At 52.0% G+C, this 23,775-nt stretch carries 24 protein-coding genes; 12 read left to right on the forward strand and 12 right to left on the reverse strand.

The window, feature by feature from the left end; translation table 11 throughout:
- The 7 genes from HN413_00530 to HN413_00560 form a co-directional block, all read right to left on the reverse strand.
- Positions 1 to 241, reverse strand: a 241-nt coding sequence (locus tag HN413_00530) for a 4Fe-4S binding protein (GenBank protein MBT3388874.1), incomplete at its 3' end; no start/stop codon positions are given.
- Positions 242 to 258: 17 nt separating this feature from the next.
- Positions 259 to 816, reverse strand: a complete 558-nt coding sequence (locus HN413_00535) for a PadR family transcriptional regulator (protein MBT3388875.1) — start codon at positions 814 to 816, stop codon at positions 259 to 261.
- Between the two features lie 167 nt (positions 817 to 983).
- Positions 984 to 1,844, reverse strand: a complete 861-nt coding sequence (locus HN413_00540; GenBank protein MBT3388876.1) for an alpha/beta fold hydrolase — start codon at positions 1,842 to 1,844, stop codon at positions 984 to 986.
- A gap of 22 nt (positions 1,845 to 1,866) precedes the next feature.
- Positions 1,867 to 2,880, reverse strand: coding sequence for a zinc-binding dehydrogenase (locus HN413_00545; GenBank protein ID MBT3388877.1), 1,014 nt, complete (start codon positions 2,878 to 2,880; stop codon positions 1,867 to 1,869).
- Positions 2,877 to 3,533 carry a hypothetical protein gene (locus HN413_00550; GenBank protein ID MBT3388878.1) on the reverse strand — a complete coding sequence of 219 codons (657 nt, stop codon included), beginning with the start codon at positions 3,531 to 3,533 and terminating at the stop codon, positions 2,877 to 2,879. Before HN413_00550 ends, HN413_00545 begins: the two co-directional genes overlap by 4 nt.
- Before the next feature lie 70 nt (positions 3,534 to 3,603).
- Entirely contained in the window at positions 3,604 to 4,101 is a 498-nt protein-coding gene (locus HN413_00555; protein ID MBT3388879.1) for a pyridoxamine 5'-phosphate oxidase family protein, read from the reverse strand.
- A gap of 2 nt (positions 4,102 to 4,103) precedes the next feature.
- Positions 4,104 to 4,796 (reverse strand): TetR/AcrR family transcriptional regulator, encoded by a 693-nt coding sequence (locus tag HN413_00560; GenBank protein MBT3388880.1) that lies wholly within the window; start codon positions 4,794 to 4,796, stop codon positions 4,104 to 4,106.
- A gap of 202 nt (positions 4,797 to 4,998) precedes the next feature.
- Between HN413_00560 and HN413_00565 the strand changes: the two genes are divergently transcribed.
- Positions 4,999 to 5,631 (forward strand): uracil-DNA glycosylase, encoded by a 633-nt coding sequence (locus HN413_00565; protein MBT3388881.1) that lies wholly within the window; start codon positions 4,999 to 5,001, stop codon positions 5,629 to 5,631.
- A gap of 31 nt (positions 5,632 to 5,662) precedes the next feature.
- Here HN413_00565 and HN413_00570 read toward each other — a convergent pair whose 3' ends face one another.
- The 3 genes from HN413_00570 to HN413_00580 all read right to left on the reverse strand — a co-directional run bounded on the left by HN413_00570 (position 5,663) and on the right by HN413_00580 (position 10,542).
- Positions 5,663 to 8,074 (reverse strand): FtsX-like permease family protein, encoded by a 2,412-nt coding sequence (locus tag HN413_00570; GenBank protein MBT3388882.1) that lies wholly within the window; start codon positions 8,072 to 8,074, stop codon positions 5,663 to 5,665.
- Between the two features lie 14 nt (positions 8,075 to 8,088).
- Positions 8,089 to 8,997 (reverse strand): ABC transporter ATP-binding protein, encoded by a 909-nt coding sequence (locus tag HN413_00575; GenBank protein MBT3388883.1) that lies wholly within the window; start codon positions 8,995 to 8,997, stop codon positions 8,089 to 8,091.
- Positions 8,998 to 9,795: 798 nt separating this feature from the next.
- Complete coding sequence (locus tag HN413_00580; GenBank protein MBT3388884.1) at positions 9,796 to 10,542, reverse strand: ABC-F family ATP-binding cassette domain-containing protein; 747 nt, start codon at positions 10,540 to 10,542, stop codon at positions 9,796 to 9,798.
- Between the two features lie 218 nt (positions 10,543 to 10,760).
- Between HN413_00580 and HN413_00585 the strand changes: the two genes are divergently transcribed.
- Entirely contained in the window at positions 10,761 to 11,900 is a 1,140-nt protein-coding gene (locus HN413_00585; protein ID MBT3388885.1) for a radical SAM protein, read from the forward strand.
- 71 nt (positions 11,901 to 11,971) lie between these two features.
- Here HN413_00585 and HN413_00590 read toward each other — a convergent pair whose 3' ends face one another.
- Complete coding sequence (locus HN413_00590; protein ID MBT3388886.1) at positions 11,972 to 13,099, reverse strand: hypothetical protein; 1,128 nt, start codon at positions 13,097 to 13,099, stop codon at positions 11,972 to 11,974.
- A 169-nt stretch (positions 13,100 to 13,268) separates the two neighbouring features.
- Between HN413_00590 and HN413_00595 the strand changes: the two genes are divergently transcribed.
- Positions 13,269 to 14,699, forward strand: a complete 1,431-nt coding sequence (locus tag HN413_00595; protein ID MBT3388887.1) for a hypothetical protein — start codon at positions 13,269 to 13,271, stop codon at positions 14,697 to 14,699.
- 149 nt (positions 14,700 to 14,848) lie between these two features.
- On the opposite strand, the gene HN413_00600 is transcribed toward HN413_00595, so the two are convergent.
- The gene (locus HN413_00600) at positions 14,849 to 17,383 is read right to left on the reverse strand and encodes a peptidase S41 (GenBank protein MBT3388888.1); all 2,535 of its coding nucleotides are present in this window, start codon (positions 17,381 to 17,383) and stop codon (positions 14,849 to 14,851) included.
- A gap of 139 nt (positions 17,384 to 17,522) precedes the next feature.
- Between HN413_00600 and HN413_00605 the strand changes: the two genes are divergently transcribed.
- The 9 genes from HN413_00605 to HN413_00645 form a co-directional block, all read left to right on the forward strand.
- Positions 17,523 to 18,389, forward strand: coding sequence for a PH domain-containing protein (locus HN413_00605; GenBank protein ID MBT3388889.1), 867 nt, complete (start codon positions 17,523 to 17,525; stop codon positions 18,387 to 18,389).
- A complete protein-coding gene (locus tag HN413_00610) occupies positions 18,389 to 19,087 on the forward strand; it encodes a hypothetical protein (GenBank protein ID MBT3388890.1) in 699 nt (232 codons plus the stop codon). The genes HN413_00605 and HN413_00610 overlap by 1 nt, the downstream gene beginning before the upstream one ends.
- Entirely contained in the window at positions 19,080 to 19,562 is a 483-nt protein-coding gene (locus HN413_00615) for a ClbS/DfsB family four-helix bundle protein (protein MBT3388891.1), read from the forward strand. The genes HN413_00610 and HN413_00615 overlap by 8 nt, the downstream gene beginning before the upstream one ends.
- The gene (locus HN413_00620) at positions 19,559 to 20,494 is read left to right on the forward strand and encodes an MBL fold metallo-hydrolase (protein MBT3388892.1); all 936 of its coding nucleotides are present in this window, start codon (positions 19,559 to 19,561) and stop codon (positions 20,492 to 20,494) included. Before HN413_00615 ends, HN413_00620 begins: the two co-directional genes overlap by 4 nt.
- Positions 20,491 to 21,246: an NAD-dependent deacylase gene (locus HN413_00625; GenBank protein ID MBT3388893.1), complete on the forward strand. Its 756-nt coding sequence runs from the start codon at positions 20,491 to 20,493 to the stop codon at positions 21,244 to 21,246. Before HN413_00620 ends, HN413_00625 begins: the two co-directional genes overlap by 4 nt.
- Positions 21,247 to 21,813: 567 nt before the next feature.
- Positions 21,814 to 22,497, forward strand: coding sequence for a cytochrome b6 (locus HN413_00630; protein MBT3388894.1), 684 nt, complete (start codon positions 21,814 to 21,816; stop codon positions 22,495 to 22,497).
- A gap of 9 nt (positions 22,498 to 22,506) precedes the next feature.
- Positions 22,507 to 22,908, forward strand: a complete 402-nt coding sequence (locus HN413_00635) for a hypothetical protein (GenBank protein ID MBT3388895.1) — start codon at positions 22,507 to 22,509, stop codon at positions 22,906 to 22,908.
- 2 nt (positions 22,909 to 22,910) lie between these two features.
- Positions 22,911 to 23,351: a Rieske (2Fe-2S) protein gene (locus HN413_00640; protein ID MBT3388896.1), complete on the forward strand. Its 441-nt coding sequence runs from the start codon at positions 22,911 to 22,913 to the stop codon at positions 23,349 to 23,351.
- Positions 23,348 to 23,775, forward strand: a 428-nt coding sequence (locus tag HN413_00645) for a hypothetical protein (GenBank protein MBT3388897.1), incomplete at its 3' end; no start/stop codon positions are given. The genes HN413_00640 and HN413_00645, both read left to right, overlap by 4 nt.

A 23,775-nucleotide genomic window follows, 5' to 3' on the forward strand; every position in this document is an offset into this window, starting at 1 on the left:
CGATGATTTCCTGCATTCCCCCGCCCGGGCAGACCCAACCGCACCAGGCGCGACCGAGAAAAAGCGAGGAGATGAACATCAGCCCGAACATGATCAGGCTGCCATTGATGATGCCGTTCATTGCGCCGTCGATGATGACATAGGGCGAGAGGAAGTTCATCATGACCGGGAAAGATAAGAAGGCCAGAATGACAAGCGCTTTGCGTAAACGTTGACGAAGCGGGAGTTGACGGAGCATCATAATTTCCTTTGGCGCAATTACTCTGTGGGGATTTCGCCGTTGCGAATGCGTTCGATTAAATTCTCAACGAGTTCAAGATTGGCTTGCAAGGTGTGAACGCCAACATCCAGAGTCAACATCCAGAAGAAGAACTCGCGCGGCGAGTTTGTGTACTCGCCGTAAGCTTCGATGCTACGGGGGATGTGGGCAAACTGCTCTAGCCCGGCGCGCATGAGAGCGGCTATACGCTCAAATATTCCCAGAATTTCCTCATCAGAAAGCTGCGCGGCGAAAAAGATCTGAATCATATCGGCGCTGCGATTTTCTTCGGGCGGAAGCGGCGTGAGGAGCCAACGGCGCAGTTCTTCCCTGCCCGCTGGTGAAATATGGTAGAGCTTACGGTCGGGGCGCGATTCCTGGCGAATTACTTCGGTTTCTGTCCACCCTTTTTTACTCATGCGTGCCAGCGTGCGATATATCTGACTCTGGTCAGCAGGCCAGAAATGCCGCACCGAGGTATCAAATATTTTTTTCAGATCATAGCCAGAATATGGCCGGTAATTCAAAAAACCGAGAATGGCGTGTTTAAGGGACATCAATAGCTCCACAATAATATATGCTAAATCTCATATAGGATTTATCCTATATTATCGTGGAGCTTATTCGTTGTCAAGCGCAAGTTTAGTTTTCGTGCATAATCAGGGATATAAATTTCGCACGCATTTCATTTTTATCCGTCTCGAAGATACACTCAATCCGCGTATCAAAGAATCATGCTCATTTCCTGAATCAATTCGTCCGCTTTCTCTTCGGCCAGGAAGTGGCCGGCATCGGGATAGCGCGCCACCTTGACTGCCGGAAAGTTCTGCATCCAATGGTTAAGTTCTTTTTCCCGGAAGGCGATGTCTTTCATCCCCCAAGCAAATAATCTTATCTTGCCATCCAAAGCGTCCCGCCGAGACCAAAGCTCTTCCAACCAATCGGAGGCAGCAATAATTTGCTTGGGAAAAACCCAATTCCCTTTTCTTTCTTCGGGCTTGGCGAGGGGCATCAGAAAATGCTGATGGATTTCGGGCGTGAGCTTGCTTTTATCGCCATAGATCGATTTAAGAATCGTCTTGGTGAAGAAATTATATTTGCGGATTAACCAACGCCCGATCGTGCCGCCTACAAAACCGCTAAAGGCTTGATAGTACCAATCCGTTTGCGCCGACCACATCCAGGTGTTGGTAACGATGATATTCTTGATCCGCTCGGGATGTTTGATCGCATACGAAAGCCCTATCGGACCACCCCAGTCGCCGACGAGGAGGGTGATATTTTTAAGATCGAGCGATTCGAGCAATGTTTCGAGATTTTCGGCGTGCTGCTGAGGGAGATAGTCCCAATCGGCGGGTTTGTCGGATAAGCCGAAACCGATGTGATCGGGGGCGATGCAGCGCTGCGTTTTGGAGAAGTGCTTGACCAACGTCCTGAACTCGAAAGACCAGGAAGGGTTGCCGTGAATCATCACAATGGGTTTGCCCTCGCCTTCGTCCAGGTAGCGCATCACACCCATCGGCAGGGTGAATTTTTTCGGGGTAAATGGATATTCGTTTTTGTCAATCCAGTCAGGCTTTGCCATACTATTCATTTTTCCCTTCCATCTAAAAATCATCGTTTACTATCAACACAATTCTACCCTTCACCGCCGCCTGCTCGATCAACTCATGCGCTTCCTTCGCATCTTCGAGTTTCATGCGCCGCTCGATAGAGGGTTTGATCTGGCCTGCTTTTAGCAAGTCAAAGAGTACCGCCAGGTCTTCTTTGAACCAATCCGGATTTTTCTCACGCATCCCGCCAATGGCGTAAAAAGCTGCCTTGCGCCCATTCGGCAAAATATTCCACAAGGCCACGTTCATATAATCGCGTGCTACATTGCCGCCTTTGCCCATCGCATCATTATAGAAGCCATAAGGGACAAGGATGCCGCCCTTTTTCAGGGATTGGAAGGAGCGTTTGAAATTATCTCCGCCGATGAAATCGAATGCCGCATCGCAGCCACCCTCGGCTTGCATCCGCGCAATGAAATCTTCCTTGGCGTAATCAATATGCACCGCACCAAAGCCCTCAACCAATTCACGTTTCGATGCGGATGCCGTCCCGCACATCTTCAGATCAAGCAATCCGCCGAGTTGCAGCAAAGCCGTCCCCACAGCACCACCCGCCCCATGAACGAGAATGCTCTGCCCGCGCTGGATTTTGGCGACGCGATGCAGCATCTGATAGGCGGTGATGTAGGACAAAACCATACTGACCGCCTCGGCGGGATCCAACCCCGGGGGAACGGGGACCAACCCCGAGGAGGGTCGCAGCATAAATTCGCTGTACGCGCCCCAGATGGTCAAGTCCGCAACCATCTGCCCAATCTCGAATCCCGTCACATTTGCGCCAAGTTCATCCACCACGCCAACCATATCATAGCCAGGAGAGAGCGGCGGCGCTTCCTTGAATCCGTAGTAGATGCCTTTGCGGACGAGGGTATCGGTGAAGGTTGCGCTGGCAGCCAAAACTTTGACGCGCACTTCGCCCGCGCTCGGTTCAGGGAGAGTGTTTTCTTCGACAATTTGGAGAACGTCGGGGGTGCCAAATTCGTTAAGAATTACTTTTTTGTAGCTCATTTTGATGCCTTTCGATAACGCAGGAAATAATTCCAGCCTAAGATGAATAGACCAGCTAGCATGAAGAAATAGCGCAGCAAGTCGAAAATGTGATTGGGGAAGGTGTAGACCAAAATACCGATGGGGAGATAGCCAAACCAAAGGCTGATCTTGAGAAATTTTTCGAGGAAGGTTTCGCCGGGCAGAACGAAGGCGAAGAGGAAGAAGCCCAGATAACTGCTGTGAAATTTAAGCTGACTCCAGAGCATCCGCTCTTGCAGATCGGCGAGAGAGATGGGCATCCCGTTTAGTGCAGTGGTCAGTTGGGTCATCAAGTCATGATTTTCGTGCAGGTCAAGATAGGCGGTAATCACCAGCGCGCCCAAGGCGACAACGACGAGCCAGATATTTGTTTCGTTCCAGGTATCTATTGCCAGAAAGATGAAAGCGGCGGTATAGAACATGAGGAAGAGATTGTCGAAGGTCAGGATTAAGCGCAGCGGGCCTTCTGCAGCGATGATATTACGGGTGTAGCTTTCAATATCTGTGATGATTTCAAAATTCTGGGCGGTTACGCCACCGCTGAAAATCGAGGTGATGAGCATCCCCGCCAGCATGAGCGCAGCAGCGAAAGCGGGGAAGGCGATGAATTTGTAGATTTCTTTTTTAGTCATAATTTTCTCCTAAAGGCTTGTTTTTTGTCCGATCATCTCCAAATGGGTGTTTCGAGTTTATGCAGGTTTTTCATTTTTTATCCCATACGTTTTCTGTCATTTTCCCCATTTGCACAGGTTCCATGTGTGTGAATTTAATTTCTCGAACCATGCTCATCTTTGCCCACATCATGGCATGGCCTTTGCTAAAGCGGACGCGTCGCACGCGCCGCTGCCATAATTGGATTTCTTTTTCGGTCGCCGGGCGCAGTTCTCCGGCTATTCCATAAAGACGCACTGCGGGAGGGCTAACGAACTTTCCACGCAGTAATGATTTCAGCCAAAAACCAACGCCGCTATCAACAGCAAGCACGCAAACTTGCTGATTTATTTGGAGATTGCGCGGCATTCTCTGGGGAAATTCTTCAAAATAGATTCCCTGCCCTGCTTCACCCAGGATCAAAGAGCCGATCGGAGTAATATGCGGCTCACCATTTTCATTGATTGTTGCAATGGCGTAGTGAAAAGAAGAGCGAAACGAGCGTTTGAAAAGGGCTTTGATCTCCGACCAGTTTTTATTGAGTAACATTTCTATTCACCTTGCATGCCCATCCGCTTCATCATCGCGCGGATTTCAATTTCGAAGAAAGAGTCTACGCTGATTTCAATGGGCACAGCAGAAAAATGTCCATGAAGTTCCAGCGAAACCATACCGTGAATGTGAGCCCAACTCGCCATCGCAAAGTGAATCACGGCGGGATCACCCGCGTAGCCGAGTTTATCGACCCAAGCCTGAATCATCTCGGGGGTAGAAACGAACGTACCGTCTGTTTTTATCGCGTCATCCCGCCAGGCAGCATCAAAGACACCGAGCAAGACAGACATGCTCCCCGCTGCGGCGGGACCGGTGATCTCCATCGGCGCGTGGTAGTTCGGGATGGGGGTGCCAAAGATCAGATTATATTCTTCGGGGTGAGTCAGCGCCCAATTGCGATAAGTACATGCTGATGAGAATATCCGTTCGGCGTGCGATTTTTCGTCTGTCGCCTGAGAAACCAGCAAGGCATCGCGCAGCGAGTTGTAGGCATCCACGATCAGGGCAGTGACTAAATCATCACGACTGGGAAAGTAATTATAGATCGCCGGCGCGGTAATCTCCAATTCGCGGGCGATTGCTCGCAAAGAAAGCGTCGCGGCACCATTCTCGGCGATTTGTGTGCGAGCTGTTTCCTTGATGGCGGCTTGCAGGTCGGGATGTTGTTCAGATTGCTTTGGGCGAACCATATTCACTCCTTATCTATACAGAGTAAATATACAGTGTTTATTTTATATTGTCAACCTTTTTCCAAATATTGGCGTATTCAATTATGGTAAGATTCGGGTAATAACTCAGCGTTGAACCACGGGAAATCGAAAAAAGGGTATGCATGCCCTTCAGGGTACAAAGCAGTTAGAAATTCGGCAAAATTCATAGCAAGGAAAAGAAATGCTCTTCGCTGACCTGAATCCCCCATCTCCAAAATTCAATTCGCTCGATGAACTCTTTGCAGCCATGACGCAGATGACAGACGATCCCCTGGCAAACGCGGGGACGAATGTAGTCATCAGCCGCGGCAACCCCGGAGCCAGGATTCTCATCATTGGGGAGGCGCCCGGGCCGCAGGAAAATATTCAGGGGAAGCCATTCGTCGGGCGCGCCGGCCAACTTCTGGATCAGATTTTGCGCGCCGTGAAATTCGATCCAGAAAAGGATGTTTTTATTGCGAACTCGGTGTTTCGGATGCCCCCAGGAGAAGCGGGAAAAGCCTTCCGCAAGCCTAATATCGATGAAATCAATTTTTATCGCAAGTATGTTCTGGAAATTATCCGCCTGATGGACCCCCAAATACTATTGCTAACGGGCAATGTGGCCTGCCAATCGATTTTGGATAAAACAGGGATTACAAGGCTGCGCGGCCAATGGATTGAGAAAGATGGCCGTTGGATCATGCCGATTTTTCATCCCTCCTATTTACTACGCAACGACGCGCGTACGCCCGGCTCGCCGAAGGCAAGGATGTGGGATGATATTCGGGAAATCCGCAAAAAATTTGATGAATTGGACGCCCAAAAAGAATAATCTGGGGAACACCGAATGATTCTTTTTGGGGTTATTCGTAGGCCAACACTTCGCGGATGGTCAGGCGGGCCGCGTTGCGAGCGGGCAAAATGCTGGCAACGATAGACAATGCCACCACAACCCCCAGCCAGATCAGCACGCCATCGTAGGTATACACCAGCCGCGCCGACGAGCCCATCATAGCCTCGCTGATAATTGTGAGCAAACCCTGACTGATGGGGAAAGACAGCCCAATTGCCAGCACCCAGGTGATCAGGCCAATCATCACCCCCTCGATAACAATTGATTTTATCAATTCAAAATCCACCGCCCCGATGGCGCGCATCACACCGATTTCGCGCGTGCGCTCAAGCACGTTCATGCCCATTGTGCCTGTCAGGCCAATGCTGCCGACAAACGCCGTCAGAAATGCCATAATCAGCAAAAAGCGAATCAATATATCAATCGCCTGAGAACTATCCTCACGAATCAACTTTCCAGCTTCAACGCTACGGATTTTAAAATTGCGATCACTGAGATACTGATCCAGAAATTCGCCAACGCGCTGCTGCCCCTCGAGAGAGTGGTCTTCCGTGATAACCTTGTATGAAAAAGCCTGATTGGGTAAATTATTTAGATCGGCGACAAAATCATAATCGGCATAGGCCAGCATATCGCCCATCATACTGATAAAACGAAAGACCCCCACTACCTGCCACGCTTCTTCGCGCTCGCCGGGCATCTTGATAATCAGGCTGTCGCCCGGTACCAGATCGGGATAATGTTCATAGATTGAGTCGGCGACCACCATGGCTTTCTCTTCGCCGGGATACAACCAACGACCAGCGACAACATCCGCATCCAGCAAAATCGTCTCGCGCGGCGGCGCGATCAGGTTGATATTATCGACCACCTCATCGTTTGCGTCCCAAATTTCGCCCGAGGCCGCCCCCCAGGCTTCCAGTTGTTCCACGCCTGGCAAAGGCAATACCAATTGGTCGATGCGCGATATCAAATAAGGCTGGCTGAACTGGATGCTGACATCTCCCATAAAATGCGCCGAGAGTTGATCCATAAAAGCGGCCATTGAAATACGCACATTGAAAACAGCGATAAAAACCGCACCGGCGACTGTCAGGGTAAAGATGGTCAGCAGCAGGCGGCCTTTTTGTCGAAATGTGTTGCGGATCGAGAGCAAAACAGGGCGCGACAACCAGCGCAGCCACTGAGTAAGACGGTTGAACCAATTGAAGCCGGTAGATTGCGCCCGAGCGCGGTCGTTGCTGATGGCGCGGCGAACATTGATCTTTGAGCCGCGATTGACGGGGAAGAATCCCGCACCCAGAGGGATCAGAAAAGCCAGCAGCACCTGCACCCCAATTGCCAGGGGCACAATACGAAACGGACGCAAGGATGTATTCATCATCGCCGAAATAAATTCGGCAAATTTATAACCCGCCAACGCACCCGTAGGGACAGCCATCACTAGCGCCACCAAACCGTAGGTAAAAATTAGCACCAGGTACATCCCCATAATCTGCACACGCCGACCGCCGATCAACTTCATCACACCAATCTGGCGCATGTGCTGCGTAATCAGCGCGTTGAGCGTATTCACTATCAACGAACTGCTCAGTATCATGATCAGCCCACCCAGCACACCGAGAACGCCCAAAACCGCCAACACTGTTGCGCCCATCGGATGGACATTCGATACCAACGTATCCAAGCGATAAACCGTGCGGTTGTGGCGCTCAACCTTATCTTCGACCGCCGCGGCAATTATATCAATGGCAGCAATATCGTTCTTTATACTGCCCACGGTGACATACAACCGATTATAGGTCTCCGCCAACGCCAGCGCGGGAAGTGTATCCATCGTGATATAAGCATACGGCCCGCTGCGGATATCGCCGCCGCCGGTAGCCTGATCGGCTACGATGCCCACCACAGGCATGACATACGAGGCTCCATCTGGTAATTCAATTTCAACCTGGTCGCCAACTTCAAAACCAGTATTGTTCATAAAATCGTAACTGATGAGTAATTCGCGCCGCTGTGGAACCTGTATGCCATCGATCGCCGTTAGTAAATTAATCTGCATGGTCTCAAAATTTTGCACGGCGACCAAATCCAGGCTTTCCCAGGCAATGCCATCAGTGCTGCCACGCACACCCACAGTGCGCCGCCCCTCAGCGGCTTCCACGCCAGGGACTTGCTCGATAACGCGCAGAAAATCTTCCGAGAAAGAATCCGTCCAGACCTCAATATTGACCGGATTGACCAACTCGTAACTCAGGTTGATATCCTCAGAGAGAATGGTATAGGTACTCACGATCATGCCAATCGCAAAAACCCCCACGGCAATTGAGGCTACAACCAGCAGCGTGCGCAGTTTACTATCCCATAAATCTGAGATCACCTTGCTCCAACGCGGTTTAATCAAATTGGGTTTTACATCCATAAAATTCCTGCTGCTCAAATTGTTTTTACCCGCCGCTCAACAACTTCGCCATCCGAAAGCAAAATCGTCTCGTCTGTGCGGCGGGTAATCGCCGCGTCATGCGTGACAATCAGAACAGTTTTGCCTTGTTCGGCCAGATTTTCAAATAGATCCAAAATTGCACCTGCTGAGCGCGAATCGAGATTGCCAGTCGGCTCGTCAGCCAAAATAATCGCCGGATCCGTCGCCAGGGCACGCGCAATCGCCGCGCTTTGCTGCTGACCACTCGACATTGAGCCGGGGAATTTGTGCGCATGATCCGCCAACCCAACCGTTTCCAGCAATTCCATCGCCCGGTCGCCGCGCTCCCCAAAGGGATATACTTTGCAATAATCCATCGGCAGCATCGTATTTTCGAGCAGCGTCAGCGTAGGCAACAACTGAAAAAATTGAAAGACCACGCCCATATTTCGACCGCGCCACAGCGAGCGTTTACTCTCGCTCAGCCGGTAAATATCCGTTCCACCCACCAACACCTGCCCGCGGGTCGGGTGATCGATGCCCGTAATCATATTGATCAGCGTCGATTTTCCGCTGCCCGATTTCCCCACAATCGAGACAAATTTGCCATATTCAAATTCCAGGTCAACCGCCTGCAAGGCCACAAAGCGGCCCGCCGCGTTTTCGTAGATTTTATCGATGCCTTTCAATGCAATCGCGGGAACATCATCCTGGGGAATCAGTTTTATAGCGGATTTTCCGTTCGAGGGGGATTCCACTACCCGAATATGACCAGCGGCCTCGCTCGAGGCGGGTTTTTGCTCTCGATGAATGGGCGCCACCACCGAGGGTTTGCCGCCGCCATTTAGGCCAGCGCCCCTCACCGGGGCCGCGTCCAGCGCGCCATCCGTGATATGCAACCGCCGCGAAAAGCGTTCCACCATACTCTCATCATGGGTTACGATCACAATTGTTTTTCCAGCATCAACCAATCGCTCAAAAATCTGAAATATTGTTTCCGCGGTGGCCGTATCGAGATTGCCGGTCGGCTCATCGGCCACAATCACGGGCGGATCGTTGACCAATGCCCGCGCGATGGCTACACGCTGTTTTTGCCCGCCAGAAATATGCGCCGGAATTTTGTAGGCGTGCTCAACGATTTCGACCATCTCCAGCAATTCCAGCGCCCGCGCTTTGCTGGTCCGCGGATGATAATTGCCCGTGAAATCAGGCGGCAGCATCACATTTTCAACCAGATTTAGCGTCGGCATCAACTCAAAGGATTGATAAACAATCCCCAAATTGTGGCCGCGCCAGATCGCCAGTTCGTCTTCGCTCAAGGTATGGATCGAAAGCGGCGCGCCGTTTGCGCCGGACGAATTCCCGGTGCCATTCCCCTGGAATAGCACCTCCCCCTCGCTTAGCGTACTCACCCCAGAGATCATATTGAGCAGCGTGGTCTTGCCCGCGCCAGACTTTCCGGTAATGCCCAAAAATTCGCCCTGTTGAATATCCATGTGGATATCCTTCAGGGCAATAAATGGGCCATCACCGGTGGCATACGCTTTGGTTACGCCGCGTAACTGCAAAATCATATTTTTTGTTTCTGTCATGAAAACTCACTTGTACAAAATATCAAACGTCAAATGCTACCATAGAACGCATCGCCTTTGCTTACAGTTTGGTGAGTTTTTTCACAGACACACATTAGATTATCGCTGGGCGGTGAATAATGCCATCAGCTATTTGCCATATCGCTGTAGCGAAGCGGCGTATGAAATAGCGGTTGTGTGGGTTTTGGGATCAAGATCAATGATGCGCGCTACCGTGGATTCTAAAAACATGCGATCGTGACTAACGATCAACGCCGCGCCGGAAAAGCCACTCAACCAATCTTCCAACCATTCGAGCATGACAATATCAAGATGATTGGTTGGCTCATCCAGCAATAAGAGCTGCGGACGGGAGAGCAGTACTCGCGCCAGAGAAAAGCGTGTTTTCTGCCCCCCGCTGAGCGTAGCCGCAAGCTGCTCAATAGGAATTGAATCCAATCCAAAGGCGCGTAAAACTTCGCACATTTGAGCAGGGTTGAATCGAGTGGCACGCGCCAAACGATAGAGTACTTCATCATAGGCTTGCTGAAGCCAAGCGTCAGTGGGGCTTATAGCAATTTGTTGAGCGATTTCTACAAGTTGGGTTTCAAGGGCATCCACATCGCCAGTGACTTGTGCGATCATTTCGCCGACGGTCTCCTCTGGGGGTGGATCAAAACCCTGGTCCAAGTAACCCACCCGAAGGTCCGCGGGCGTTAGGCTCACATGCCCGGAATCAGGATGCTCTTCACCACAGAGAATCCGCAATAAAGTTGTTTTTCCGCATCCATTGGGGCCGATCAGCCCAACTCGCTCCCCCGCGTTGACGCTAAAGTTGACATCCTTGAGAATCGGTTCGATGTCGTAGGTTTTACTAATTTGATGGACGGTAAGCATGCTTGCTCCTATAGATTAAAACAAAAAACCACGGGCGACGCCCCTGGCCTGCAACTGCAAAAACGGCAGTTTTCGCTGCGATGGTCGGTTTGTTGCCGAAAAATCAGAACAATCTATAGGCTGTCGGTCACTGTCATGCTCCTAATAGGGTTGATAACGGGAGAATTATATCACAGACACCATTGCCGAAAAGGGCAATTCGTGCTAAAATAGAACATATGAGCGAATTAACACGTTTAGCCATGCTGACTCAGCAAATGCACCTGGAACCTTCCGGCGGGCTCGAATGCCCGGATTTATCGCTGCGCAAGCAGGATTCTATCGCTGTCAGCCATGCCATGCTGCCCAACGGACGCAAGCTCAAATTGCTCAAAACCTTGCTGACGTCAGTCTGCGAGCGCGATTGCTACTATTGCCCTTTTCGAGCGGGGCGCGATTTTCGTCGGGCAACCTTCAAGCCGGATGAATTCGCCAAGATATTTATGTATATGCACAAAGCCGGGTTGGTAGAAGGCGTTTTCCTGAGTTCAGGGGTGGTCAACGGTGGTGTCTATACGCAAGATCGGCTTCTGGCTACTGCCGAAATTTTGCGGCACAAGTATTCTTATCGTGGTTACCTACACTTGAAGATGATGCCCGGGGCGCAGCAAGCCCAGGTGGAACAGGCCATGCTGCTGGCCGACCGCGTTTCAGTCAATTTGGAAGCCCCCAATACAGAACGACTGCGAAAACTCGCCCCACACAAGGAATTTATCGAAGAGTTATTGACCCCACTGCGCTGGGTGGAGGAAATCCGCAAAACCCAAACGCCTCACAAAGCCTGGAAGGGAACCTGGCCCTCCACCGTGACGCAATTTGTGGTCGGCGGCGCGGACGAAAGCGATATCGAATTGCTTTCCACAACCGAATATCTGCACCGCCAGATGGGGCTGGCGCGGGCTTACTTTTCGGCATTCAGCCCAGTTGTGGATACACCCCTCGAAAACAAATCCCCCACTCCGCAGGAACGGCAAAATCGTTTGTACCAGGCATCCTTTCTGATTCGGGATTATGGCTTCAATCTGGAGGAGATGCCCTTCGAAGGAAATGGCAACTTGCCATTAGGCGTAGACCCCAAAACTGCCTGGGCACAACAATCCTTGCAAACCCCAGTGGAAGTCAACACAGCCCCGCGCGAATTATTGCTACGCATCCCAGGGATCGGCCCCAAAAGTGTTGCGATAATTTTAAAAACACGCCGCGAATCAAAATTTCGTGATCTAAGCCAACTCGCAAAACTGGGCATTCGAGCCAAGCAGGCCGCACCTTTCATTTTGCTGGATGGCACACAACCAGCGTATCAGATGGCGTTGTTTTAATAGGCAAAGACCTCCAAAATTCTATAACTCGGAGTTGCCCTCATAAGACTTCGGAGGTTTGTCCACGCCATCTACAAATCGCGGATATAAACGCGATGGTTCTTATAGCGTTTGCCGCCCAGATTTTCGAGATCGTTGCGCATCTGCACAGCGGATTCGGCCACTTGTGTCAAATCGGCGTGGGTGAAGCGCGAGCCCAGCAGCGATTTTTCCATCTCGGAGTAGAGCAAGGCATTGCCGCCGCGCCCCTGGAATTCGGGCAAAATCCCCGCTCCGTTGAGGGCAACCCACTTCGTGCGCCGCATCTCCAATAGCAGGTCGAAGATTCCCGTCGGGAAGAGTTTCCCCCTGGCACGCTGCAAGGCCGCGGAAACATCCGGGAAAGCAAACAAAAAGCCGACGACCTGCTCCTCATGCAGGATCAACTTAATCATGCGCGGGTCTGCCAGCAGGAGCACATTTTCCAGGACAAAATCAATCTCACGTTCGCTCAGCGGGTAATATTCCCAGTTATTCACAAAGGCCGAGTTGTAGGCTGTGCCAATGCGTTTAGCCCAGGTGCGCAACTGACGTTTATTTTGCAGATCAAGCACATCCAGAATCCCGCGCTTGCGCACGCGTCCGGCAATTCGATGAACCCGCTCCGGGACGATAAAATCTGGCGTGTGGATATAATGCGAAACAAAATCCACCTCTTTGCGAAAGCCCAATTTTTCAACAAATTGCGGATAATAGGGGTAGTTATAATTCATCATCGTCATCATCTGGCGATGTTCAAATCCCTCAACTTGCAAGCCATAGCCATCCAGCGGACCCATTCCTTTTGGCCCTACAATCTGATTCAAGCCGCGGTCACGCGCCCACTCGAAGGCGCGCGCAAAGAGCATCTCGGCGACTGAAAACTCTTCAATACATTCAAAAAAGTAGAATTGCGCTTGTTTTTTGTCGTGGTACTGGTTATAAGGCTGATTCTCGATTGCCGCGATACGGCCAACAATTTCTCCCGCGCACTCGGCGATGAAGAAATCGCCATCTGAATGTTCGTAAAAAGGGTGTTTCTCCTTATTGAGATAGGCCTTCGCATCGATAAGTGGCGGCGGCACCCATTGGGGACAATCCCGATACAGCCGGTATGGAAGTTGCACAAACTGCTGTACATCCGATTTGGAACGAGTGTCAATTTGCCGAACCGAAATCATAAGAACCTCCAGATTAGACATATTTTTTTGCTGTGGAATTCGCCATAGAGTATATAAAAAACAAGGCAAAATTGATTGTATCACGCTGCAACTATGTTACAAAATCCGCGCTTGTCTTGCTTTTGCGGTAAGATTAATACCATCCCAAATCAAGCTTAGGAGAAGAATAATGAAACTTACGCGCATCTTCATAATCACAACTTTATTACTCGTGGCTGCCACCGCAAGCGCTGTAGCGCAAGCAGGGCCAGCCGATGAGTTCAGCGTAGCTTTCAATAGTTATCCCGATACACCGGGCAAGCTTGATGTGCAAATTTACAATCGCAGCCGCGGCGAGCAGAGCTTATCCTTTACCACCGAGAATGTCTACATAGAACACTATCATCATTACGAACTCGTCAACGGCAGCCTGTATCTATTGAAACGCACCGGCGATATCAATAGCGAAAACTGGCTGGACGAACTCTGGCGCTATAATGCTTTCACTGGCGAGGCTGGCGAATTGCTTTTCTCGTCGCAGGGTCTGGATTTTCGCGTCGCGCCTGATGAGAGTTTTGTCGCCCTGCTCTATCCCTTGCCGCCCGATAATTTTTTCAGCGGCGTGGGCTTCCTCGATATGGCGGGTGGAGAACTTATGCAAGAGTTCGCCTTCGAGCATATTGATGAAGCGTTAATGCCCGATCTTAATGCCTGGGCCGAAGATAGCAGCGCCTTCTGGGTGAGTTTCCAACACGGGCCAAATCCGAATATTCTTACTCGCATTGATCTGGCAACCTGGGAAGAATCTGATTATGACCTTGCGAATTTGGATCTGTCGCACGAATATGCCCTCAACCCCAACACCAGCCAACTGATCTACAGCGATCACCCCACTTTTTTCGATGCGATGTCGGCGCAAGAATTTCTGGAAAGCGGCGATCCGGTAACCCTGTATCACTACGATTTAATCAGCGGTGAAGAGATGATTTTCGCCGTATCCGATGCGCGCAATTTTGAACCTCTCTGGATAGACGACTTGACCATAGAGTTTTATGACCCTCAGGGATTCCGCAATGACAGAGTACGTTACGACATCGAAAGCGGATATTCGGAACCTGTAACCGGCGCGGATATGAGCGCCGATGTGGTTGCCTTCCCCCAAGAGATCACCGCCGAATTTGAAATGGCGATGCAAACCCTCACCCTGAGCATGGTGCCACCCATGTTGCCTGCTACCTTCCCTGTGGATGCGGGATTACCTGCTATCGCCCCCTATATCAGCAGCACTGGCAATGGCTTTTACGAACTCAGCCTCGACTACGGCACAGATTGTATGGGAGCGGGCGCCTGTCACTATGGCAGCATGATGGCGCAGGCTAACTCCTTCGAAATCCCGGTCGGCTCCGAGAATATACCTTTTTCACAATGGCAATCGCAAAAAGTAATTCTCGCCAATGGCATTCAAGGCTATTTTGTGGCAGCCAACTGTGAAGCCAATTGCAGCGACGCACAGATCTTCTGGGTGTATAAAGGCTTTGAATATATGGTCGGCATGAAGGGCGCCGCACAAGAAGATGTTGTTGCGCTCGCGAATGCGATGATCGAAAATTCTATACCTTGATTCTCATTGTCATTTCGAGCCGCAATAAGGACATTCCGAAAAAACAAGGAAGCCGCAGCAGAATTTCTGCGGCTTCCTTGTTTTTTCACTGATGCCCCTCTCCCGAAATTCGAGGGAGGGGCTTAGGGGTGGGGGCAAACGCCTACAACTTACCGCGCTACAAACACATGATATTCATACACATGCGTTCCGGCGGGATAATCTTCTTCGGTCATACCATCATTCAGTGCTGCGGCAAAAGTGACCGTTGTCGTAAGCACATGCTCGCCCACGGCCCAGTCGCTCAGCACAGTGTAATAAGCCCGGCAATGATCGCCGCTAAACACACCTTCGAGTTTAGCAAAATCTTCAAAGGGAATAACTTCGCCATTTATGGCAAATTCCAGCGAAATCTTCGACCAGTTATCCTCGAAGCTGGCTTCATCCGCCGTACACCAGGCGTAAACCCACATCAGATTGCGCGATGCAGGCACCGGAACCGTAAAGATATACGTTTCGCCTGCCTGGGCAGTCACCGAGTTCTGGTAATCTTCCTGGGCGAAATCCTCCAACCATTTTGTTTCGGCTTGGAAGGCGGTTTCCGATTCACTCTTGCTTCCCACCGTGGGCGAATACGCCGGGGCCACGCCTGCGCCCAGGGGCTGTTCCATCACCTCGATGGCGTAATCCAAAATCACATCCTCACCATCCACAAACTGAGACTGAACCGTCTCAACAGTCAGCGGCACGCGTACATCGGGTACCACGCCAGTTCCCTCGATAACCACATTGCCATCCAGGTCCAGGGTCAGGCCAGTGGGCGCTTGCAAGCTGTACCCGCCAGGGAGTTCATACTGGCCGCGCGCCACTTCGCCAAAAATACCGTTGGAAGCATAATAGCCAAAAACGCGTGTCTGGGGCAATTCGCCGAGGACATAGGCCACATCTTCGCAGGCGCTGGCGCAGGCCGGGCTAACCAATACGCCAAGCTGCCCATCATAATACAATTTGTCATCCGGCTCGGTATAATCCGGCGGGCCATAGGTTTCAAATTCGCCGCTGGTTTCGCTGTAGTAATACGAGCGGCTAATGTCCATGCGCTCGGTGACAAAGTAACTGGCAAAGAATGTGCCCAGCGGACTGCCGCCACTGTTCTGGCGCATATCCACAATAATCGCCGGAACTTCGTTCTCAATCATGCGCTCAATAGCCCATTCCCACAGGCGGATGATGAGATTAATATCGTCGGATAATGAGGCGATCTTGATATACCCGTAGCCATTTTCGAGGATTTCATACTCAACCGGCAGGGAATTGAAATCAAACCCGGCGTAGATACTGGTTGCAGTGAAGGTATCGCGCTCCGCGACCGCGGTGAGGGTTGCCGTAGTGGGGGCTTCTTCCCCCGGATTTTGGAATACCACTTCAGCTTCTGTACCCACAGGGGTGCGCAGCAAATAACGGTATTGCTGCACCAGCAGGGATTCTTCGGTCGAGAAAGGCATCGACCAGGGCACTGCCGCGGCAATCGCATCATTGATCGGCTGGCCGTTCCATTCCAGAATTTGGGCGCCCCAAAGCATACCGGCTTCAGCAGCAGGGCCATCTGCAAGCACAATATGCGCCATCACACTGCTATCATCCAGACCAATGATGGCAAAGCCATAGCCGCCCGCCGTATCTGCTTCGAACATGGCATTGCCAATCTCGCCAAAACTCAAGCCAACATGACCGTCGGGAATGGCCCAAGCATAATCGCGCAGCGCCAGGAAGTAGGCCGTCTCATCGGTGTTGGCTTCGGCATCTGCGACGCGCGGCGCAATCTCGGCGTAGAGCGCATCCCAGTCGATGCCTTTCATTTCAGTGAAGGGGTACTCCACCGAGACTTTATTGTGCAACGCATCGAAACCATCACTCCAGGTCATTTCACTATAATCGTTGACCGTGAGTTCACCTTCATAGAGCGTCAGGGCAGGAGCCGATTCTTTGTAAACGGCAAAGGGTTCGCTATCGAGATCAACAAAGGAATATCCGGCAGCAACAGGGGCCACGGGGTCATCTGCGGTGAAGAGCAGGCCGTCTTCGCCAAAACCGCTGGGGAAGGCTTGCCCATCGTCTGGCGACCAGATCAGAACCACGCCGCCTTTGAGTTCATTCTTGTTCTCCGAATCAATCCGTGCGGAGGTATAGTTGGCGCTCCAGCCGCCGGTTTCGTCTTTACCCAGGAAGGGATCATCCATATAGTTGGCGCTCATGGCAATCTGCCAGATTTGCACACCAGCATCTTCGGCGCCGTTGTTATCGACATCGTTGAGCGGGTTAATCGGGGCGGCGGGCAAGTTCAGGGTGTAGACATATCCCCCCTCGTCTTTGACCACCACCGGGCCAAGAATCTGAGCCTCCAGCGGCTGCTCATATTCGTAATCGCGTTGCACGAAACCAGTTAAATCTTCGAGCATGGCAAAGCGCTCAAAGAAATAAACTTCCACAATCAGCGCGTTCGATACTTCGACTTCGCCGATAACTTGAACCGGCTCGTTCGGATCAGGCGTCGGCACTGGAATTTGCGTAGGTACTGGAGTTGGCTCTGGTGGCGCTTCGGTTTCAACTACTGCGGCCACAGTTTCCGTCTCGGCGGGTGTTGAGCACCCGGCAACCAATAAAACTACGATCAAAATTAATAATAACCATTTTGTTGGCTTCATGAATATACCTCCTGAGAGATTTGAATTGGCGGTAATTCTATCATGGTTAATTAATCGGCGCGTTTCAATTGCTCGGGCAGCAAAATATATACTAAAATAGTAGGAGACGATCCCATACTTCAGATTCTGCTAAAAAAACATGGATACCACAGACCTCACCCAAAAAGGAATTCAGGCCCTGAAAGCTGGCGATGCTGAACTGGCGCGCAAATTCCTGCGTTATGCCACAAATCATAACCCCGAAGATCTTCAAGCCTGGTTATGGCTATCGGGCGCAGTGGAGAGCAAGCAAGAAAAAATTGATTGCCTGGAAAAAGCGCTTGAAATCGATCCGCACAATGCCGCTGCCGTACAGGGGTTATCGAAACTCATTGATGGGTATATCCCCCCCAGACAAGCATCACCGGAATATGTGCCCCCATTCGCAGATGGGACCGAAGAAAAACTATCCCCGCCTACGCAGCCGACTCCGCCGCGCCGCACAGCAGCCTTCGAACTACAAAGCCACGCCGAGCAACGCCAGCGAGAGCGCCATGTAATTTCTGCCCGCCCTGTGATTATCTCTGGCGTGATCAGCGCATTTTTCATTGCCGCATCCCTGGTTGTGATGGCGACTTTTATCATCTATACCGATATTGTCGCAGCTGCGGCAACCATTGGCGGGATGATCTTTTTCACTGCACTGGTGACGCTTTTATTCACAGTTATTCTGCGCGCTTTATGGCGGCGCCTGTTCCATCAATATAAACTGACCACGCATTATTTAATCGTAGACACTGGCTCCAGTGCCGCTAAAAAACGTAACATCCCACTAACAGATATTCGGGGCGTACGCTGTAAACAATCCCTTCTGGGGAAAATCTTCGGCTACGGAAATATCACTATCGCGATTCATCAACAGCCCAACGATTTGATCCTGAATTCCGTGCCCGATTGCAAAAAATGGGTCAAACTCGTTCAACGGATGGTAAAGCGAGCGCATCAGATTAACGAAAGTGGGCACTAATGCTAGCCACTCTCACTATTCTCCTCATTCTCATCAGCCTTGCCAGTGGGCCGCTATATCTGCGCTTGCTCCACAAGAAGAACTACCTCCTCGCTGTCGCGCTGTCGGGCTTGCTCGCCTTGCTGGGTAGCGGGCTGGCAACGACGATCTTCTTCTCAACGGGCACTTTCTTCGTTGCCGGAGTCACCTGCCTGCTGATTCCCGTGGCGCTGATTTCGCTGCTCATACTGCGCTGGTTAGGACAGCGCACATACGCAAATGCGCTGCAAACCAATCCGGAATTCCGGCGCGGTTATTGGCTGGGGATAATATTCATCCCGATTTTGATTGCCGCACCATTTTTTGAATTGAGTATCATTCGCTCGACGTGTTTTCGGTTGAATCAGGGCGCGGCTCAGGGCTTGATAGCCGCGGTCGAGCAATACCAGGCCCAACAGAATGCCTACCCCGAAACCCTGGACGCGCTCGTGCCTGAATATCTTGTGACAATCCCGCCTGGAAAATGCGCCCCTCTACCCGACGCCGGATTCAACGCGCCTCGTTTCGAAATACTCACTTGCACACCCGAAAATATCACCATTCTGATTGTTCCGATTGGCAGCGGCGAATGGATTCAGCGATATAATTTCGAAAATGGCGCCTGGGCCACACTCAGTTTTTTAGATGGCGCGTGCAGTTACCTGGAGCAATATGAATAAATCTGAAATCAAAAAACAACTGAAACGATCTCGCGAACAGCTTTTCGAAATCCTCGACAAGCTCAGCGATGAACAGCTTGAAACCCCGGGCGTGGAGGGCAACTGGTCGATCAAAGACATCATTATGCATATCATGCTTTGGGAATCGGAGATTATCAAGCTGCTTTGGCAAGCGCAGCAAGGCTTACATCCCACAACGGCCCATTTCGCCCAACAGCGCGATATCGACCAAATCAACGCCGACTGGTTTGAAGAGCACAAAGACCGCCCGTTAGACCGCGTTTTCCCGGATTTTGCGGGCGTGCGTCAACAAACCCTGCGCCGCATTGACTCCTTTAACGATCACGACCTAAACGATGTCAAACGCTATGCCTGGCTCAAGGGCGAACCGCTCTGGAAGTGGATAGCCGATAGCAGTTTTGCCCACGAGGAAAAACATATCGTCGAAATTCGCAAATGGCTGGCAAGCCAATGACAGCACATACCATCCACGCCCTCGACCTGAATTTCCTGGAAATCCCGAACGCCATCGCTGCCTATCTCGTCCCGCACGCCCACGGCGCGGTACTGGTGGAATGCGGCCCCGGCTCTACGCAGGCCCAACTCACTTCGGCATTGGCCGCGCAAGGCTACACACCCGCGGATATAAGCGATGTGCTGCTCACGCATATTCACCTCGACCACGCCGGAGCCGCGGGCTGGCTGGCTCAGCAGGGTGCGCGCATCCACGTGCATGCGGTCGGCGCGCCGCACCTGCTCAACCCCGAAAAACTACTCAACAGCGCCACACGCCTGTATGGCGATCTCATGGATCATCTATGGGGGCAATTTTTACCCGTGCCTACCGAAAAGCTGCTCGTTGTCGGCGATAATGATGTCATCGAAATTGAAGGGCTGCGCTTCAAAGCCCTCGATACGCCCGGTCACGCCTCGCACCATTTGGCCTATATACTCGAAAATACGTGCTTTAGCGGAGACGTAGGCGGCGTGCGCATGAATACACCCAGCTTAGTGCATGTGCGCATCCCGGCTGTGCCACCGGAGTTCCACATTGAAAAATGGCGTCAGAGCGTTACCCGCCTGCAACAAGAAAATATCCAACGCATCGCGCCCACCCACTTTGGCATCTTCCCCGATGCTGGGGCACACCTGTTCGCTGTAGCAAAAGCCCTCGACGAGATCGAAAGCTGGATGGAATCTACGCTGCCTGCGGATCCGCCATTATCACAATTGCAGGATGAATTTGTCGCCTGGGCTGAACAACGCTCGCTCAACGCCGGTCTGGACGAGGCGTGGGTTGCCGCTTTCGAGGCAGCCAACCCCTCGGCGATGTCTGCCGGAGGCATTCAACGCTATTGGCGCAAATTCCGCGCCGGGGATGCTGATTCCACTTCGGGGTCGCGATGAACATCCCCCTGCCCGAGGCGCTGATTCAGGCTTTAGGTCAGGCGCGCGCTGTTGCGGTGCTCACCGGAGCCGGAGTCTCCGCTGAGAGCGGCGTGCCCACCTTTCGGGAGGCCCAAACCGGCCTGTGGGCCGAATATCGCCCCGAAGATTTAGCCACACCCGAAGCCTTCCATCAAAATCCGCAACGCGTCTGGGATTGGTATCAGTGGCGGCGCGATCTGGTAGCGAAGGTCAGCCCCAACCCCGGACATTATGCCCTGGTCGAGATGGAATCGCACATCACCGCGCGCGGCGGTATATTCACCCTCATCACCCAAAATGTAGATGGTCTGCACCATCGGGCCGGGAGTCAAAATATCCACGAGTTACACGGCAATATCCAGCGCATCCAATGCGCCCAATGCGGGATCGAAGCCCAAAGCGGGCATACGCACGGCTCACCGCCGTGTTGTCTGCGTCCTGGCTGCGGCGGCCTGCTGCGCCCGGATGTGGTCTGGTTCGGTGAGAGCCTGCCGCAGCGCGCGCTACATATCGCTATCGAAGCCGCCAATACTTGCGAAATTTTCTTCTCAATCGGCACATCGGCGCTGGTACAACCCGCCGCATCTCTGCCGCTAATGGCGTTAGAGTCTGGCGCTCTGCTCGTGGAGATCAACCCCGAGCCCACACCCCTCACGCCCCGCGCCGATTTTGCACTCCAGGGCGCTTCCGGCGAAATTCTTCCAGAGCTAGTGGAGAAAATAGCTCGCTGATATTTTGTGGGGATAAAAATTTTAATCTAAGTCATTTTTTTTTCAAAATTAAGGCAAATACCCCATAAAATTCAGCCATCACCAATTGACCCGATGATGGCTTTTCGGATACATTAAAACAAGATGAGAAATATCCGCCTCGCAAAGTTCTTGATTTTTACTGCATTTCTCTGCGTGCTTTGCGCTCTCTGCGGCAAATTGGGCTTAATGATGAAAGCGTGACCCTTATTTCCAAGACAGAGGTAAAAAAATATGATCCTACGCTATCGGCGTGAAATCTTACTCGGCCTGGTGACCGTGGTTGCCGTGGGGGTGCTTTTGCTCCTGTTTACCCACGGAGGTCAGGTCGCCGCCAGCACCGAGCCAAATTTCGAGTTGGCTCGCGCTGCAGCTGGTGTGCAAAGTGTCGCCAACCCCGGCACAATGCTGCCCGAAGCCAAACAAGACCCTTGCCTGCACTGTCATATCGCCGGTGAAGAAAAGGGCTTGTGGACCCCACTCATTCGCTGGCTGGTTTTTGGCACTGCCGGCATTGCGGCAGTTTTCGGCATGGTGCAGAGCGTCAGCATGTGGCAAACCCGCGCACCCTGGAAACCGCTCCTGTCCCGCGCCGGAATCTGGATTGACGAGCGCTACGAAATTGCCAAGCCGCTCGAAAAGATGCTCAGCAAGCCCGTTCCCGATTGGCAGCGCCGCTGGTGGTATTGTCTGGGCGGCCTGACGGCGTTCTTCTTCGCTGTACAGGCGCTCACCGGAATTATGCTGGCCTTCTATTACCAACCCACTCCGGATGCCGCCTATGCCAGTATCCAATTCATCGAGACTGAAGTACGCTTTGGGGCCGCGATCCGCATCATTCACCACTGGTCTGCCAACGGTATGATTTTGATGGCTACTGCCCATATGCTGCGCGTTTTCATCATGGGGGCTTATAAAAAGCCGCGCGAACTGAATTGGGTTAGTGGCGTAACCTTACTCATTATGACGCTGGCCTTCGGCCTGACCGGCTACCTGCTCCCCTGGGATCAGCGAGCCTATTGGGCCACAACCGTTGCCACAGAAATCGCCGGGGCGATGCCTGCCATCGGCAACCTGGCGTTGATTTTCTTGCGCGTGGGCTGGAATATTACTGCGTTGACGTTAAGCCGCTTCTACGCCTTGCATGTTTTGGTGATCCCCATTATTACGGTTATTTTTATGGGGCTGCACTTTATGATGGTGCGCAAACAGGGCATCATGAAACCGCTGTAGGAGAAACGAATGTCTGAAAATATCTCCCCCGACGAAAAATCTGTCCCCTTCTACCCCGACCATATCACCCTGGAAGCCAAAGTCGCCATGTGGTTTGGCATCGGGCTGATCATTATCGGCATCATCGGTCTATTCAACCCGGTGGGATTGCAGCCCCCCGCCAATCCGATGGACACGCCCGCCCACGTCAAGCCAGAGTGGTATTTTTTGGCGATGTATCAATTGCTTAAATACCTGCCGAAAACGATCGGCGCGCTGGTTCCCGTAATTCTGGCGGGCATCGTGTTAGTCTGGCCGTTTTTCGACAGCAAGCCCGATAAATCTACCAAGACATCACGCACGCGTTTTATCATCATCACCGTCCTGATGATAATCCTGATCGCCCTGACTATTTGGGGAGAAGTGAGCTAATTATGAGCAAAATCACCCGCCGCGATTTCCTGAAAATCGTCAATAAAGTTCTGGCTGCCACCGGGTTGGCCGCCATCTTTGGCCCCATTGTGGCCTATTTCTACCCGCCCAAACTGGAAGAAGTGCCAGCCGAGCCGGTGTTGGTAGCAACCGAAGCCGAACTGCCTGTGGGTAAGGCCCAAACAGTATCCTTCGGACGTTACCCGGCCCTGGTCATCCACACGCCCGAAGGTTTACGCGCTTATTCTGCAGTTTGCACGCATTTCGCCTGCATCTGCAAATGGGATGAAGCCAAAAATCAAATCGTATGCCCTTGCCACGATGGTTTCTTCCGCCCCAAGGATGGCAGTGTCATCTCCGGCCCGCCGCCCGCGGGATTGAAAGTACTCCAGACCGAGATTAAAGATGGCAATATTTACGTCAGCGCGGGAGGTGAGGCATGACTGCGGTTACAGGTGAAAAGTTAAAAGTTGGAAGTTGGCCGGTTGCCGTGAAAGATTTCTTCGTGGATGCTATCTTGCAAAAACGCATCTGGAAGAAAATCTATGCTGGCCTGATGCACTTCCTGATCTTCTGGGGTGTGACCATCCAGGTGATTGGCACAGCCATCAATCTGATGCAGATGGCGCTTTTCACGCCTTTTGCACTGGAAAATTTCCCCCGCGGGAATCTCTACTTCGCCTATGAGTTCAGCATGGATTTGGCGGGGATATTCATCCTGGTGGGGGTGGGGATGGCTGTTTTCCGGCGCTATATCCTGCGCCCGAAGGCTTTGCCCACGGCCTGGGATGACACCTTTGCCCTGACGCTGCTAACCCTGCTGCCCATTGCCGGATTCTTCACCGAGGCCATGCGCCTGACATCCGC

The sequence above is a fragment of the Chloroflexota bacterium genome (assembly GCA_018648225.1).
Lineage (GTDB): Bacteria > Chloroflexota > Anaerolineae > Anaerolineales > UBA11858 > NIOZ-UU35.

Excerpts from the sequence above, each read along its gene's own strand:
- HN413_00550 (MBT3388878.1), bottom strand. The coding sequence starts at position 3,533 with ATGACTAAAAAAGAAATCTACAAATTCATCGCCTTCCCCGCTTTCGCT.
- HN413_00580 (MBT3388884.1), bottom strand. The coding sequence starts at position 10,542 with ATGCTTACCGTCCATCAAATTAGTAAAACCTACGACATCGAACCGATT.
- HN413_00635 (MBT3388895.1), top strand. The coding sequence starts at position 22,507 with ATGTCTGAAAATATCTCCCCCGACGAAAAATCTGTCCCCTTCTACCCC.
- HN413_00575 (MBT3388883.1), bottom strand. The coding sequence starts at position 8,997 with ATGGTGGAACGCTTTTCGCGGCGGTTGCATATCACGGATGGCGCGCTG.
- HN413_00625 (MBT3388893.1), top strand. The coding sequence starts at position 20,491 with ATGAACATCCCCCTGCCCGAGGCGCTGATTCAGGCTTTAGGTCAGGCG.
- HN413_00545 (MBT3388877.1), bottom strand. The coding sequence starts at position 2,880 with ATGAGCTACAAAAAAGTAATTCTTAACGAATTTGGCACCCCCGACGTT.
- HN413_00640 (MBT3388896.1), top strand. The coding sequence starts at position 22,911 with ATGAGCAAAATCACCCGCCGCGATTTCCTGAAAATCGTCAATAAAGTT.
- HN413_00560 (MBT3388880.1), bottom strand. The coding sequence starts at position 4,796 with ATGGTTCGCCCAAAGCAATCTGAACAACATCCCGACCTGCAAGCCGCC.
- HN413_00610 (MBT3388890.1), top strand. The coding sequence starts at position 18,389 with ATGCTAGCCACTCTCACTATTCTCCTCATTCTCATCAGCCTTGCCAGT.
- HN413_00535 (MBT3388875.1), bottom strand. The coding sequence starts at position 816 with ATGTCCCTTAAACACGCCATTCTCGGTTTTTTGAATTACCGGCCATAT.
- HN413_00615 (MBT3388891.1), top strand. The coding sequence starts at position 19,080 with ATGAATAAATCTGAAATCAAAAAACAACTGAAACGATCTCGCGAACAG.
- HN413_00605 (MBT3388889.1), top strand. The coding sequence starts at position 17,523 with ATGGATACCACAGACCTCACCCAAAAAGGAATTCAGGCCCTGAAAGCT.
- HN413_00620 (MBT3388892.1), top strand. The coding sequence starts at position 19,559 with ATGACAGCACATACCATCCACGCCCTCGACCTGAATTTCCTGGAAATC.
- HN413_00600 (MBT3388888.1), bottom strand. The coding sequence starts at position 17,383 with ATGAAGCCAACAAAATGGTTATTATTAATTTTGATCGTAGTTTTATTG.
- HN413_00585 (MBT3388885.1), top strand. The coding sequence starts at position 10,761 with ATGAGCGAATTAACACGTTTAGCCATGCTGACTCAGCAAATGCACCTG.
- HN413_00555 (MBT3388879.1), bottom strand. The coding sequence starts at position 4,101 with ATGTTACTCAATAAAAACTGGTCGGAGATCAAAGCCCTTTTCAAACGC.
- HN413_00570 (MBT3388882.1), bottom strand. The coding sequence starts at position 8,074 with ATGGATGTAAAACCCAATTTGATTAAACCGCGTTGGAGCAAGGTGATC.
- HN413_00540 (MBT3388876.1), bottom strand. The coding sequence starts at position 1,844 with ATGGCAAAGCCTGACTGGATTGACAAAAACGAATATCCATTTACCCCG.
- HN413_00590 (MBT3388886.1), bottom strand. The coding sequence starts at position 13,099 with ATGATTTCGGTTCGGCAAATTGACACTCGTTCCAAATCGGATGTACAG.
- HN413_00595 (MBT3388887.1), top strand. The coding sequence starts at position 13,269 with ATGAAACTTACGCGCATCTTCATAATCACAACTTTATTACTCGTGGCT.
- HN413_00630 (MBT3388894.1), top strand. The coding sequence starts at position 21,814 with ATGTGGCAAACCCGCGCACCCTGGAAACCGCTCCTGTCCCGCGCCGGA.
- HN413_00565 (MBT3388881.1), top strand. The coding sequence starts at position 4,999 with ATGCTCTTCGCTGACCTGAATCCCCCATCTCCAAAATTCAATTCGCTC.